This is a genomic window from Enterococcus sp. DIV0167, assembly GCF_050541555.1.
Taxonomy (GTDB): domain Bacteria; phylum Bacillota; class Bacilli; order Lactobacillales; family Enterococcaceae; genus Enterococcus; species Enterococcus faecalis.
On the sequence record NZ_CP172933.1, the window covers coordinates 1996556 to 2010733 of the forward strand.

Annotated in this window: 12 protein-coding genes and 1 tRNA gene; 3 read left to right on the top strand and 10 right to left on the bottom strand. The window is 37.7% G+C overall.

Annotated elements, in window-relative coordinates:
* Positions 1–19: 19 nt before the first annotated feature.
* The 3 genes from IGM09_RS09520 to IGM09_RS09530 all read right to left on the bottom strand — a co-directional run bounded on the left by IGM09_RS09520 (position 20) and on the right by IGM09_RS09530 (position 6927).
* Complete coding sequence (locus IGM09_RS09520) at positions 20–4756, bottom strand: bacterial Ig-like domain-containing protein (RefSeq protein ID WP_173962311.1); 4737 nt, start codon at positions 4754–4756, stop codon at positions 20–22.
* 175 nt (positions 4757–4931) lie between these two features.
* Positions 4932–6263, bottom strand: coding sequence for a hypothetical protein (locus tag IGM09_RS09525; protein WP_010713183.1), 1332 nt, complete (start codon positions 6261–6263; stop codon positions 4932–4934).
* A 112-nt stretch (positions 6264–6375) separates the two neighbouring features.
* A complete protein-coding gene (locus IGM09_RS09530) occupies positions 6376–6927 on the bottom strand; it encodes a helix-turn-helix domain-containing protein (RefSeq protein WP_002362234.1) in 552 nt (183 codons plus the stop codon).
* 213 nt (positions 6928–7140) lie between these two features.
* Between IGM09_RS09530 and IGM09_RS09535 the strand changes: the two genes are divergently transcribed.
* Both IGM09_RS09535 and IGM09_RS09540 read left to right on the top strand, forming a co-directional pair.
* The gene (locus tag IGM09_RS09535; protein ID WP_002379698.1) at positions 7141–7848 is read left to right on the top strand and encodes an AzlC family ABC transporter permease; all 708 of its coding nucleotides are present in this window, start codon (positions 7141–7143) and stop codon (positions 7846–7848) included.
* Positions 7835–8161, top strand: a complete 327-nt coding sequence (locus tag IGM09_RS09540) for an AzlD domain-containing protein (protein WP_002362235.1) — start codon at positions 7835–7837, stop codon at positions 8159–8161. The genes IGM09_RS09535 and IGM09_RS09540 overlap by 14 nt, the downstream gene beginning before the upstream one ends.
* Before the next feature lie 49 nt (positions 8162–8210).
* On the opposite strand, the gene IGM09_RS09545 is transcribed toward IGM09_RS09540, so the two are convergent.
* Positions 8211–8283, bottom strand: a tRNA-Thr gene (locus IGM09_RS09545).
* A gap of 158 nt (positions 8284–8441) precedes the next feature.
* Between IGM09_RS09545 and IGM09_RS09550 the strand changes: the two genes are divergently transcribed.
* Positions 8442–8678, top strand: a complete 237-nt coding sequence (locus IGM09_RS09550; protein WP_002381528.1) for a hypothetical protein — start codon at positions 8442–8444, stop codon at positions 8676–8678.
* A 73-nt stretch (positions 8679–8751) separates the two neighbouring features.
* Here the strand turns inward: IGM09_RS09550 and IGM09_RS09555 are convergent, their stop codons facing one another.
* The 6 genes from IGM09_RS09555 to prfA form a co-directional block, all read right to left on the bottom strand.
* Positions 8752–9024 (bottom strand): membrane protein, encoded by a 273-nt coding sequence (locus IGM09_RS09555; RefSeq protein WP_002356625.1) that lies wholly within the window; start codon positions 9022–9024, stop codon positions 8752–8754.
* A 105-nt stretch (positions 9025–9129) separates the two neighbouring features.
* Complete coding sequence (gene upp / locus IGM09_RS09560) at positions 9130–9759, bottom strand: uracil phosphoribosyltransferase (RefSeq protein ID WP_002356624.1); 630 nt, start codon at positions 9757–9759, stop codon at positions 9130–9132.
* A gap of 131 nt (positions 9760–9890) precedes the next feature.
* A complete protein-coding gene (gene glyA, locus IGM09_RS09565; protein ID WP_002356623.1) occupies positions 9891–11129 on the bottom strand; it encodes a serine hydroxymethyltransferase in 1239 nt (412 codons plus the stop codon).
* Positions 11130–11204: 75 nt separating this feature from the next.
* Entirely contained in the window at positions 11205–12227 is a 1023-nt protein-coding gene (locus tag IGM09_RS09570; RefSeq protein ID WP_016616765.1) for an L-threonylcarbamoyladenylate synthase, read from the bottom strand.
* Positions 12228–12270: 43 nt separating this feature from the next.
* Positions 12271–13104 (bottom strand): peptide chain release factor N(5)-glutamine methyltransferase, encoded by an 834-nt coding sequence (prmC, locus tag IGM09_RS09575; protein WP_016616766.1) that lies wholly within the window; start codon positions 13102–13104, stop codon positions 12271–12273.
* On the bottom strand, positions 13097–14170 hold the full coding sequence (prfA, locus tag IGM09_RS09580) for a peptide chain release factor 1 (protein WP_002356619.1): 1074 nt from the start codon (positions 14168–14170) through the stop codon (positions 13097–13099). Before prfA ends, prmC begins: the two co-directional genes overlap by 8 nt.
* Positions 14171–14178: the final 8 nt, after the last annotated feature.

The following is a 14178-nucleotide window of genomic DNA, read 5'->3' on the forward strand; positions in this document are numbered from 1 at the left end:
TTGCCCCACGCTCATTTAATTATTTTCGTTTCTTCTTGATGACTATACCACTAATAATCACAATAAGTAACACAACAAGTCCTAGCACACGATATAGACCATTAGTTTGTTCTCCCGTTTTTGGATAACGTCCTTGCTTGTCAGGTTTCACAATATGTGTGACATACTGACTACGTTTTATCGTGGTTTGATTCGTTGAGGAACTAGTCTGGTTGTTCTCATTTTTATCTGGTAGTGGTGTAGGATTACGATCAATCACATGAACAGTTGCTACTGTCGTCAATTGACGAGGTGTTTCGTTTGAAAACATTGCGAAAAGTCGTGACTGCACAGCTGGTTTGGTTTCATTAACTGGCTCAGTGGTATAGGAAATCTGGTACTCTCCTGTTTTCTTTGTATCAACTCCCCCTTTTACTTGAACCTTATCAAAGGATATAGCATGACCGTCACGATCTGTCGCTGAAACGAAATTATCTTCTGGTTTCCACGAATCACCAACATAAATCGTTGTATCTTTAACCTCTAACTTAGATTGGTCGGGTTTGACAGTCACATTAGCTGTTTCTTCTTTACCTTCGTAACTGTAAATGATTGGGTAAATGCCCGCTTTGGTGTTATCAACTTGACCTGAAACAGTGATTTTTTCGAATGGGACATCTTGACCTGTTTTATCTGTTGCTGAAACAAAGTTCTCTTCTGGTTCCCATGAATCGCCGACATAAATCGTTGAATCTTTGACTTGTAAACGACTATCATCACGGACATGAACGATTGCTTTCGCTTCTTTTGTGCCATTTTTATAGACAATTTCATAATCGCCTATTTTATCAACATTCACTGTTCCCTGAACATCAATTTTTTCAAACGGAACGTCTTGACCTGTTTTATCTGTTGCTGAAACGAAATTATCTTCTGGTTTCCACGAATCACCAACATAAATCGTTGTATCTTTAACCTCTAACTTAGATTGGTCGGGTTTGACGGTCACATGGGCTGTTTCTTCTTTACCTTCGTAACTGTATACGATTGGATAAACGCCTGCTTTGCTAGTATCAACTTGACCTGAAACAGTGATTTTTTCGAAGGGGACATCTTGGCCTGTTTTATCTGTTGCTGAGATAAAGTTCTCTTCTGGTTCCCATGAATCGCCGACATAAATCGTTGAATCTTTGACTTGTAAACGACTATCATCACGAACATGAACGATTGCTTTCGCTTCTTTTGTGCCATTTTTATAGACAATTTCATAATCGCCTATTTTATCAACATTCACTGTTCCCTGAACGTCAATTTTTTCAAACGGGACATCTTGACCTGTTTTGTCTGTTGCTGAAACGAAATTATCTTCTGGTTTCCACGGATCACCAACATAAATCGTTGTATCTTTAACCTCTAACTTAGATTGGTCGGGTTTGACGGTCACATGGGCTGTTTCTTCTTTACCTTCGTAACTGTATACGATTGGATAAACGCCTGCTTTGGTGTTATCAACTTGACCTGAAACAGTGATTTTTTCGAAGGGAACGTCTTGACCTGTTTTATCTGTTGCTGAGATAAAGTTCTCTTCTGGTTTCCATGAATCGCCGACATAAATCGTTGAATCTTTGACTTGTAAACGACTGTGATCAATTGTTTTCGTTAATGGAATTTTTAGTTGATTGTCTCCTTTGACCAGCTTAATAGCTTTTCCTGTCAAATACTCTTCATCCACGGAATATTCCTGCGGTACATTCGTTACTCGCAAAGTATAATCACCTGTCATGATGGCATCAAAGGAGTATTGACCTTTTTCATCTGTTGTAAATTCGGTTGCTGTATGCGTGACATTATCAATTAGTTCAAAAGAAACTTTCGCAATTGCTTGGTTTTCATCCTCTACGTTATGCGTGTAGAATGTGGCAGTTGCTAAATAGACAATGCCTTCCGCATCACCTTCTGAGAATTTCAATGTGATTGGCGCAGTGGCGACTTTTTTCTTGCTAGCAGACATCTGGTTCAATGTTTCAGAGTCGATTGTTGTTTCTGTATAGATTTGGCCAGCGTTTGCAGAGACAGTATTGTATTCAATCGTAATGTTTTCTGTCAATGTATAGTCTTTAAAAATAATTTTCGCACCGTTTGTAGTCTTCTCTAATGAATAAGCATCTTCTGGCACGCCTTTCACGGTAATAGAATTCAAATCGATTTGAGCATTGGTTGTGCCTTTGGGTGTTAATTCAATCGTTGGATTTTTCACACGATGTGTTTTATTATCAATATTTTTTGTTGTTACTGTCGTTTTTGTTACATTTTTTAATGTTGGATTCGCCGCTTGTGTTGCACTCAAAATGTCTAACGCTTCATTTTGAACAGAAACCGTAGCAGACCCTTCATTATTATTCGATTGTGGTTCTTTAGCTGTCCCTGTTATAAAAAGAGTTGGCACGTCGATCCAGCCATTGGCATTTTTATACTCAATAATGTAACGTTTGTTGGTTTTTCCAAAATCAAACGTGTAACTATTGGTATTTTCGTCAAAAGTAATCGTTGGGTATCCAGGACTGTCTGGTGACATTGGTTTATCAAAATAATAGCCACGATCCCAGTATTGTGGATAAATTGAATCTACCTGATCGTTTGAAACATCATAAATGTCAAAAAGAACATCGGCGCCAGCTGGAATTTTTGTACGGACGCTTAGTGAGTCAAAAGAATCATTTCGTGCATTGACAAGGAATTGATTTTTACTACTTTGAAGTGTTCGTTCAGAACCACGCTTACTATTAGTAGTTACTGTCGTATCAACTGGAGTTAAACCTTCAGCACTCATTGTTATCGGTATCGTATCGACTGGGATACTTTTATCTTTTGGCAAACTATCGGGCACATAATTAAAACCAATTGGAATTTGGATTTCGTTGGTTATTGGCGTAGTGAACTTAATAACTGAACCATCTGACGTTGGCGTTACTGTATAATCCGTTCCTAACTTGTAATAAAAATAAATTTCTTTTGTAGCTCGCAATGAAAGATAATTAGGATGCTTTACTTTAATTTCTAAATTTTGAATCGGTGTCTCTTTGCTTCCCATAACTGAGACAGTTGTTCTTGATGAATAGGCACCATTTTGATCATAATTACCCCAAGCAGTTTCAGCATTCAAAGGATTAACAACACTAATTGGTTCAATATATTGATCAGATACTAATTGAATGGCTTTATTGGGACCAATTACAGGTGTACTTAATGATAGATTGATATCTTTCTTGTCAAAATCCATTGTTAAATCAGAAATATTTATTCTTAAATAGCTATCTTTTGTGGCCGTTAAAGTGAGCTTGCCACCTTCAGTTTTAATATCAAAATAGTCTTCCAATTTTACATTTTCATATAAAGGACCATACGCCGTAAATTTAGGATTCTTAATTTCTTGACCGTTTGTACTCTCTAATACGATTTGTTGACCCACTTTTGTTTCTGTTAATGTGCCATAAATTGTTACATAATATTTCCCTTTGCTTTGAAAACTGATATAGGACATACTACGCATTTCACGATCAGCAATTACTTTACTTGTTTGACTCGTCTTCGCAGTAAAATCGGTTGTTTGTTTAGTTCCTGTCGTACTTTTCAAAGAAATTGACCCAATTTTTGTGGTTGGATACTGCTGCGAATATAAGTAGTTATAGTCCGAAGCACTCTCTAAATAAATTGTCCGATTAATCGATAAGGAATAGGCTTTTTGTTGATTCATGTTTGGAACAGTTACAGCAATCCGCCCGAGTGAATTATCGCTTAATGTATAATCTTTGCCAGGTGTTAACAGGGCTTGCGTTTCTGGTAAAATTTGACCATTAATATCGACATCGTAACTGAAAACTTGAGGTTCCAAGTTATCTTGTTTTCCAAAGACAGCGCCTGGCGTCTCTGTTGTTAATAATTCTAATGTTTGATTGCCAGTTAACGTCCGGTCTAAATTATAAAAAATTTCGCCATCTAACCCTGTCGTTCTGGTTCGTTCGTTATATTGAATTGGTTCCACTTGTTCATATAAATCAAACGAGTAGGTTTTTTTATTTTTTCCTGGAGTTTCAATTTTGATTAATGGTTCCGCCTCTGTTGTTAGATAACTTTTTAGTTCTACTTTAAAGGAAGTATCTGAAACTCGTTGATTAAACGTAATACTTAATGTTTTGGTTGCCGCATCGACTGCCCAAGTTGCGCCAATGCCTGTCACTTCTCCGCTAACAGTTGAATAACCTAAATGTTCTGGTAATTGAACTGTATAAACTGATCCAGGTGCATAACCTGTGTTTCCAACAGCAAATTGGAACGTAGCGGTTACCGGTGTTGTATTTAATTCGCGGTGAACCTCTGTTTGGCTGTATTCTGTTCCACCAATCGGCGCAAGACTCATACTGTCAAGTAGTTCATCTGTAATTGGCGCTTGAACATCTGGTAGGGCTTTTTCATTAAGTGAGGTGTCCTTGTCCTCCGTTGTTTGTTGTTCAGATGGTGTAGCACCACTGGAAGCTGTTGTGCTCGCCTCTGTGGTTTGCGATTCAGTTGTTGCAGTTGGTTGATTCATTTCTGAAGTAGTCGTTGTTGCTAAAGGTAAAGATGGTGTTGAGTTCGATAACTCTGCCTCTTTTTTTGCTGTATCAGTGGTCTCTGTTTGTGCTTCTGTCGTTGTTACAGCATAGGCATTTACGGCAAACCCGAAATTTTGTGCGAGAAGTATACTCAACATCACAAAAGAAAAAGTTTTTTTCTTCATACTAATCCCCTTTCAATAAAATTCATATAACCTAATAATAGCTTGTTAAAAATGAAACAATTGATTAATTTTTTTTGAATCTTCGAAAAAAAAAAACAGCTTTTCATAAAAAAATACTTGGAAAATCAGCCACAATCACTGTTTTTCCAAGTATTTTTTTATGAATATTTGTAAATTATCGTTTCTTTTGGCGAAAAACGACCACGAAATAAACTGCAATAAACAATAACACTAAGAGCGAGTTACTATTTTTAATGAAAGTTAAAAATTGACTTGTTTGCATTGAAATGCCTTTGCCGCCAGTCAATTCTAATAAAAATTGTGTCGTGCCACCTTTGCCTACTACAGTGACTAACATAAGCGCCATCAAAATAAATTGATGGAATAAACTCCCTTTTGTTTGTGTTGTATATTTGATAAGGATGCGGCTATCTTTAGGCAAATCTGTCTCTTGATAATATCGCCTAGCTAAAAAGCTGTTCAATGTGCTTTTGAAAAAACTCAAGAGAAACAGGCCTAAAATAGTCCACGAGGTAAGAAGTAATATTCCCAAACTTCCCGCCAGACCAATCATTGGTATGTTGTTTGACCATTGTTTCGTTTTACTAGCTACAATCATTGCAAAAATCATCCCTAAAACATAAGGTAAATAGAGATAGATGCCCATATGAGCTCTGCCATAAACCCCTGCAACATAAATGGAACCAAATAAAAATAAATAGTTCCCGACAATCCCGTTAATCAAGGTCGCAAGATTCATTTCTAATGATACTTTATATGCGCCCCGTTTGCCATAATGACTAACGAAAAGGACAGCCACCACAAAGAAACAGCAGGCGCCAACAATCGCATAATCAAATTCCACCGCATTCGTTAATAAGCGACCACTTCTTAATAAAAGTAATAACACAAAAAAGATAACAAACAGAATTAATTCTTTTCGTGAAACTTCTGCTGATTCTTCTTCTAGCTCGTTTAATGAAACAGGATAGCTCTTGATTGCTACTAAAGCAACCAGAAAATAGAGCGCGTACACCAATAACGCCAGTCCAATCTCAGTCGCTTTAAAAAATAAAGCGCCAAATAAAACAGCGGTCAATAAGACTGTCGTTAAAAGATTGCTATGACTGATTTTTTGACCTTCTTCTTTTAAGAAAAAGCGAATTGATTGATTACTTGGTGGCAACAATGCCCCACTAAGTCCTAACAACATTCCTGAAATACTATAAAGCGGGAAAGAAAAAGCGCCGGCGATCCCAATTAAGGAGCCTGCCAAGCCTAACAATAGAGAAATCTTTAGTAGACCTAGACTAGTTAAAGACAAATTAATTCCTCGAACCAGAAAAATGCCTGTCATACGCAATGTATAAAATAAGACAAATGGTAAAATTGTTAAAAGGTTGTGTCCATCACTCAATTGAATGTAAAGTAAATAAGGCACAACAATAATCGTATTACTTAGTAAACTTAATGCTGTATTACCAAGACTTTCAATTTTTTTATTCATTTTGACCTCTTCTTTTATCTTTCATTTTCTATTATTTTTAGGGTAGCATTGTTTACTTTTTTTGTCCATAAAATAACAGATGTAGCAATTTCCTAATGTTTATTTTCCACTGTTACGTATAATAGTTAATGACGACAGCTTGGACTTTCTCTGTTCCATCATTTATATACGTGTGTACTTGATTAGCATCAAAATACATAGCGGCGTCTTTTGGAAGAAGGTATCTCTGACCGCCCACTTCAAGAGCTAATGCTCCTTGAATAACCATGACATATTCTGTCGAACGTTTTGAATGCCCAACAGCTTGATACTTTTTCCCTGGATCTAATTCAAACTGAAAGAGTTCAAAGTTTCTTTCCTGGTTGTCTGAGTAGTAATTAAAGACTCGATAGGAGTGATCTTCAGAATGTTGTGTTACCGTCTCAGTTTTTTTAACCACGGGATTTTCTTTAACATAGTCATCTTCTAATAAATACGTATATGGAACATTGAGTCCATTACTTATTTTCCAAATTGTATTTATGGTAGGATTGGTGGTTCCTTTTTCAATCTGCGAAAGCATCCCTTTACTCACTCCGGTTATCCCAGCTAGTTCATCTAACGTAAGTTTTTTTTCTTGTCTAATTTTTTTTAAATTATTGCCAATGATTGTATTAATCTCCAAAATAGTTGCTCCTTCTGTTTCTTTTTATTATCTAAAAGTTTAATATATTGAACAAAAGTATTCTTTATTGTATTATACAATATATATCTTAGTTGTTCAAAAGGAGTGGTTAATAATGAAAACGCTCATTCGCTCGTTGTGTCTTATTATCGAAGGTCTAGATTTTCATACACACGTGTTTAAATTTTATACAGAAAGAAGGAAAAAAAGAGAATGAACCACCAATTAGATGCACGCACTGGCATTCGTGAAGCCTTGCCAACGGTTTTTGGCTATATTGGTATTGGGATTGCTTTTGGTATCGTAGGACAAGCAGCAGGTTTTTCCCCTCTTATTGTTAGTGCGATGTCGTTTTTTATTTTTGCAGGATCTGCTCAGTTTGTAACGGTTAGTATGTTGACTGGTGGCAGCCCTATCTTATCTATTGTGTTAGCGACTTTCTTAGTAAATGCGCGTATGATTCTTATGGGAATGACCATTGCGCCTTACTTTAAAGCCGAATCTCTCGGTAAAAATCTCTGGTTGGGAACCTTACTGACGGATGAAAGTTTTGCACTAGGAATGAATAAATTAAACCATACCAAAGGACGTTTAAGTTTTGAGTGGTTTAATGCTGCCAATTTGATTTCCTATGCGACTTGGTTTTTTTCGACGATCATCGGTGCCTATCTAGGGCGCTTTATTGCAAACCCTCAAGCATTAGGTCTTGAGTTTGCGGTCGTGGCTATGTTCATTGGTTTACTCTATCTGCAGATAATTAGTGATCGTTCCATGAAAATCGCTTTACAACTCATCATGGTCCTGATTACTTTTGGGTTGATGTCTATTGGTCTAATTTTTATTCCCAGTAATTTAATTGTCTTAGTTGTCACGTTAATCGGTTGTGGAATAGGAGTGATGATAAAACATGCCTTCTTCTGAGTATCTCTTTTTAACAATTTTAGGCTGTACCGTTGCAACCTGGCTTTCAAGAATACTGCCATTTTTACTTTTAAAAAAAATCAGTCTGCCACAGAAATTATTAGAATATCTAAGTTTTGTTCCCATTGTGATTATGTCCGCCTTATGGTTTAGTAGCTTATTTGAACAAAGAATAGGGCATTTACCAAGCCTCAATCTTCCTTATTTATTCGCTTCATTTCCTACCATTTTAGCCGCAATACTTACTAAAAACTTATTGCTTATTGTACTGGTAGGCATTGCTTCATTTGCACTAATCCAAAATTTTATCTAAAAAAACAGACAGGCACTACCAGATGGTAGTGCCTGTCTGTTTTTTTAGATGCCAGCTGCAGGGATCGAACCTGTGACCTACGCGTTACGAGTGCGTTGCTCTACCAACTGAGCTAAGCTGGCCTGAAACAAATCTATTATAGGACTTTCTACTTTATTTGTAAAGTCTGTTTGTTATTTATTTATGCAAAATCTCTTTAAAATAAGCCAAATAGCGACTTTACAAACTTTTTTCTGAAAATGTGGTATAATAGAGATATCAAGAAAGGATGGTTTTTTGTATGTCAAATTTTAATGGTATGGTTACTCCTGTTGTTCCATCGGATGCTGGTAAGGATTTCGCCGTTGACACCCATGTTACTTTTCTTGTTCACGGACAGCCACAAACAGGCGTTGTTACGAAACAATTAAAAAATGCCGCTGTCGTCGAAATTGACGAAACGCAAAAAAACAATCACTTAATGGTGCACAGCAATGGTGTGATTGTTATTAATTACAAACAATTGAAAAAGATTTAATTCTTCAAGCGTGGGAAATTTCCCCCGCTCTTTTTTATGTACAGAATTGGAATACTTTCCAATTCGTCGGAAGCTATAATGCTGTAATAAACGCAAAAAAACCAAAAATAATTCCGGGAACATTAGCAAAAATAATGGACTTATCTCGTGTTTCTCCATCGTCTCCATATAACCCATGAATCGTCCAAAAAATACAATTAATCATTGCCACTAATGGTTGCGTCGGATTGCCTTTTTCCCCATGTAAATTTCCATAAATTTGTGGAATATATGAAACATACATCAAAACTGACATCACACTAGCAATCACAGCGATAGCGTGTAAGACTTTTTTATTCTTTTTCATAGCTACTCCTTTGTTTTTTTATTTTTTATTATACACCTAGAAAAGTTCTTTAAGCAAAAGAAAACCGTTAGTAACCATAATCGGTTATCTAACGGTTTTTTGTTATTATTTTGTTCCGAATAAACGGTCACCAGCATCCCCTAAACCAGGAACGATATAGCCGTCTTCGTTTAAGCGCTCATCTAAAGCTGCTGTATAAATATCTACATCTGGGTGCGCTTCTTGTAAAGCTTTCACACCTTCTGGAACGGCCACTAGACATACAAATTTAATGTTGCTAGCACCACGTTCTTTTAAGGAATCGATGGCCATAATTGCGGAACCACCTGTTGCTAGCATTGGGTCAACAACAAATAATTGACGACTTGCAATGTCTTCAGGTAATTTCACGAAGTATTCATGTGGTTGCAATGTTTCTTCATCACGGTAAAGTCCAACGTGTCCAACTTTCGCTGCTGGAATTAATTCTAAAATCCCATCAACCATGCCAATGCCGGCACGTAAAATAGGAATGATTGCTACTTTTTTCCCTGAAAGTGTTTTTTGTGTTGATTTACCCATCGGTGTTTCGATGACAACATCCTCTAAAGGCATATCCCGTGATACTTCATAAGCCATTAACATAGCAATTTCGTTGACAACTTCGCGGAAAACCTTTGTCCCACAGTTCTTTTCGCGAATCATTGTTAGTTTGTGTTGAATTAGCGGATGATCAATTACTTGAAATTTTCCCATATCTATTCTCCTTCATTATTTTATTCTTTCTTATTGTAAAACAAAAGAGCCTAGGACACAAGTTGAATTCCTTAAATCCTAAGCTCCGACTCTTATTTGTACAGAGAATCGCGCTTCAGCTATCCCTGATGTTAGTTATATAATGGATATTTTTTAGTTAGCGCTGCTACAGCTGCTTTGACTTCATCATGAACTGCTGTATTTTCTGGATCTTTTAAGACTTGAACGATTAATTTAGCAACTTCTACCGCATCTTCTTCTTTAAAACCACGTGAAGTAATCGCAGGCGTTCCAATACGGATACCACTTGTTTTAAATGGACTTAATTGTTCAAACGGAATTGAATTTTTATTGACAGTAATATTTACACTATCTAAAATAGCTTCTGCTTCTTTTCCATTTAAACCAAAACCTGTCACTTCAATCAGTAATAAGTGGTTGTCTGTTGCCCCACTAATTAAACGAGCTTCTGGCGCTTGATTGAAAACTTTCGTCATCGCTTGCGCATTTGCAATCACTTGCTGACTATATTCAGCAAAACTTGGATCCAAAGCTTCTTTAAAAGCTGCGGCTTTTCCGGCAATCACATGTTCCAACGGGCCACCTTGAATGCCTGGGAAAATACTACTATTTACTTTTTTCGCCAATTCTTCGCTATTTGTCAAAATTAAACCGCCACGAGGACCACGCAATGTTTTATGGGTCGTACTTGTTACGATATCAGCATACGGAACTGGATTTGGGTGCAACCCTGAAGCCACCAAGCCTGCAATATGCGCCATATCAACCATTAACTTGGCATCTACTTCATCAGCGATTTCACGGAAACGTTTGAAGTCAATCGTTCGTGAATACGCACTTGCGCCAGCAACAATTAATTTTGGACGATGTTCTCTTGCTAAAATTCGCACGACATCGTAATCGATTACTTCTGTTGAAGGATCCACTCCATAACTGACAAAATTATAGGTTTTTCCACTAAAGTTAACGGGCGAACCATGTGTTAAGTGACCACCAGCTGATAAATCCATCCCCAAAATGGTATCACCTGGTTCAACCAATGAAAGGTATGCCGCTGTATTGGCTTGAGAACCTGAATGGGCTTGTACATTCGCGAATTTTGCACCAAATAATTCTTTGGCACGATCAATAGCTAAATTTTCTACGATATCGATAAATTCACAACCACCATAGTACCGTTTGCCAGGGTAACCTTCTGCATATTTATTCGTTAAAATACTTCCTTGGGCAGCCATCACCGCTTTTGACACGACATTCTCAGATGCGATTAGTTCCAAGTTATTTTCTTGGCGCTCTTCTTCTCTTGCAATTGCATTCCATAAATCTGGGTCATACGTTTTGTAATCCATTCAAACAACACTCCATTTTGTTTTCTTTTGTCTGATTGTATCATACTTCTGTGTCAGCTTCGTTACAAATACCTCTTATTTTTCAAAAAATTTTTGATTAGCTGATTTTTTCAAGCGATTCATGTAAGCAGTGCCTAAACCAGTTTCTGCAAATCCTTGTGCAAAAATCGTGGTAGCTCCTTGCTCATCTAACGCTCTTAACCCTGCAAATAGTTCTTTTGTGGCATTTTCAACCGTTTCTGCACCATAAGAATAAACAAACGCATTTTCTGTATCTAGTTGTGCTGCCTGTTCATCACTTAAAAATAAGCCGATTTTTTCCTGTTGTTCTTTTGCTTGCTGAATCGCCGCTTGCCATTCTGCTGTTTGACCGCTTATAATCCAAACTTCCGCATCAGGAGAATAGTGTTTGTATTTCATCCCTGGCGCTTTGGGTGCTGCATTTTCGCTAATTAAATGTGTATCGATTTTCACTTGGGAAATAATGCTTTCCAACTGCTCTTTGGTAATTGCTCCTGGTCGTAAAATAACTGGCACACCATCTTCCGCCGTTAAATCTAAGACCGTTGACTCCACCCCAATCTGCGTTGGGCCATCATCTAATATGGCAGCAATTTTCCCCTGCAAATCATGATAAACATGCTCTGCAGATGTTGGACTAGGCTTGCCAGAAGTGTTCGCACTTGGTCCGACCAATGGAACATTGGCTTGTTCAATCAAAGCTAAGGTCGCTTGGTTATCTGGCATACGAAAAGCGACTGTCTCTAAACCACCTGTTACTGTTTTAGAAAATGTATCGCTAGGCACATTAAAAATTAAAGTTAATGGTCCCGGCCAAAAGGCAGACACCAATTTTGTAGCGACTTCTGGTAAGGTCGCCACGTATTTTTTGACCATCTCAACGTTGTTCACATGAACAATCAATGGATTATCACTGGGGCGGCCTTTTACTTGGTAAACTTTTTTTACTGCCGCTTCATTTAAGGCATCGGCACCTAAGCCATAAACAGTTTCTGTTGGAAAAGCCACTAGCTCGCCTGCTTGAATGGCTGCTGCTGCTTGGGCTATTTCTTGTTTGGTTAATTTTTTTGTTTCCATTGCAAATCGCTCCTTCTAGAAAAGTGGCGACGAAGAACCTTAGTTACTCGGCTATCGCGAGGCGATCGTTGCCAGATAAATCTTTTTCAATTTTAATTGTTTTTTGTGGATAGGCGGCGCTCAATAATTCTTGGAGGGTCGCGCCTTGTTGAAACCCTATTTCAAAATAAATTTTACCGTCTGCTTTAAGCATCGTTTGACTTTCATGAATTAATTGTTGGTATAAAGCCAAACCGTTATTTTCAGCGAATAAAGCGGTTTTAGGTTCATACGTTCGGACACTTGAATCCATTAAATGCCATTCTTGTTCACTAATATAGGGCGGATTAGAAATAAGCAGATCAATTTTTTCAGAAGCAACTGGCTGTAAGCCATTCCCATGATAAAATTCGATGCCAGCACCTAATGCTTGCGCGTTTTGTTTAGCGACAGTCAACGCTTTCTCTGAAAGATCAATGGCAATAACTCGCCAGTTGGGCCGTGCCAGTTTCAAGCTAATCGCAATGGCACCTGTCCCTGTTCCGACATCCACGACCGTCAAAGGAGTATCTGGATTGGCTTTTAAGCAACGCTCGACTAATTCTTCTGTTTCTGGTCTAGGAATCAAAGTATGTTCATTAACAATAAAGGAATGTCCATAAAATTCAGCTTGTCCTAGTAAATATTGTGCTGGGTAATCTGTCAATAATTGGGCTAAATCCGTTTTTAATTGTTCCTCTTCTTCTTTGGGCATTTCTTCTTGCATATGCAGGAGCCACTGCGTTTTATCCCAACCTTTACGTTCTAAAAAAACATAGTGAATAGCATAGCCTTCTTTGCCTTGCGCCTCTAAAAAAGAAGAAGCCCAGTTAAGGACTTCAAAGTAACGTTTAGCCATTTTGCATCTCTTCTAATTTCGATGTTTGATCATATAAGACTAATGCATCAATGATTTCATCTAATTTGCCAGCAAGAATCTGGTCTAGTTTTTGGATGGTTAAACCAATACGATGATCCGTTACTCGATTTTGTGGGAAGTTATACGTTCTGATTCGTTCTGAACGATCTCCAGTCCCCACCGCCGATTTACGGTTAGCATCATATTCACTTTGTGCTTCTTGTTGAATTTGGTCATACACACGAGCACGCAAAACTTTCATTGCTTTTTCACGGTTTTTTAGCTGTGAACGTTCATCTTGCATTGCGACTACGATTCCTGTTGGTAAATGGGTTAATCGAACAGCCGAAGCGGTTTTATTGACGTGCTGTCCACCAGCGCCACTTGCATGATAAATATCGACACGGATATCTTTATCAGCTAATTCGATTTCGACTTCTTCCGCTTCCGGCATAACTACAACGGTTGCTGTCGATGTATGAATCCGTCCTTGTGATTCTGTTGAAGGAACTCGTTGCACGCGGTGAGCGCCACTTTCATATTTTAATTTTGAAAAGACGTTATCTCCTGAAATCATCATAATTACTTCTTTATATCCACCGATTCCAGTGACGTTCGCTTCTAAAACTTCCGCTTTCCACCCTTGTGCTTCTGCATATTTTTGGTACATATTAAATAAGTCGCCAGCAAAAAGTGCGGCTTCATCGCCACCGGCTGCACCACGGATTTCCATGATGATATTTTTATCATCATTTGGGTCTTTTGGTAATAATAAAATTTTAATGCGGTCTTCTAACACTTCTTTTTCTTTTTTCAAATCAGAAAGTTCTTCTTTCGCCATTTCGGCCATTTCCGCATCTAAGTTTTCACTTAAAAGTTCTTCGGCATCGCTAATCCCTTCAACAACTTGTTTATATCGGCGATAAACCTCAACCGTCTCACGTGTATTAGCTTCTTCCTTCGATAATTCCATGAAACGTTTTGTATCGCTAATGACTGCTGGGTCACTTAATAATTCGCCCAATTCCTCATAGCGATCTTCAATAGATTGTAATTGATCGTACATAGTGTCTC

Excerpts from the sequence above, each read along its gene's own strand:
- IGM09_RS09520 (WP_173962311.1), bottom strand. The coding sequence starts at position 4,756 with ATGAAGAAAAAAACTTTTTCTTTTGTGATGTTGAGTATACTTCTCGCA.
- IGM09_RS09525 (WP_010713183.1), bottom strand. The coding sequence starts at position 6,263 with ATGAATAAAAAAATTGAAAGTCTTGGTAATACAGCATTAAGTTTACTA.
- IGM09_RS09535 (WP_002379698.1), top strand. The coding sequence starts at position 7,141 with ATGAACCACCAATTAGATGCACGCACTGGCATTCGTGAAGCCTTGCCA.
- IGM09_RS09540 (WP_002362235.1), top strand. The coding sequence starts at position 7,835 with ATGCCTTCTTCTGAGTATCTCTTTTTAACAATTTTAGGCTGTACCGTT.
- IGM09_RS09550 (WP_002381528.1), top strand. The coding sequence starts at position 8,442 with ATGTCAAATTTTAATGGTATGGTTACTCCTGTTGTTCCATCGGATGCT.
- IGM09_RS09555 (WP_002356625.1), bottom strand. The coding sequence starts at position 9,024 with ATGAAAAAGAATAAAAAAGTCTTACACGCTATCGCTGTGATTGCTAGT.
- upp (WP_002356624.1), bottom strand. The coding sequence starts at position 9,759 with ATGGGAAAATTTCAAGTAATTGATCATCCGCTAATTCAACACAAACTA.
- glyA (WP_002356623.1), bottom strand. The coding sequence starts at position 11,129 with ATGGATTACAAAACGTATGACCCAGATTTATGGAATGCAATTGCAAGA.
- IGM09_RS09570 (WP_016616765.1), bottom strand. The coding sequence starts at position 12,227 with ATGGAAACAAAAAAATTAACCAAACAAGAAATAGCCCAAGCAGCAGCA.
- prmC (WP_016616766.1), bottom strand. The coding sequence starts at position 13,104 with ATGGCTAAACGTTACTTTGAAGTCCTTAACTGGGCTTCTTCTTTTTTA.
- prfA (WP_002356619.1), bottom strand. The coding sequence starts at position 14,170 with ATGTACGATCAATTACAATCTATTGAAGATCGCTATGAGGAATTGGGC.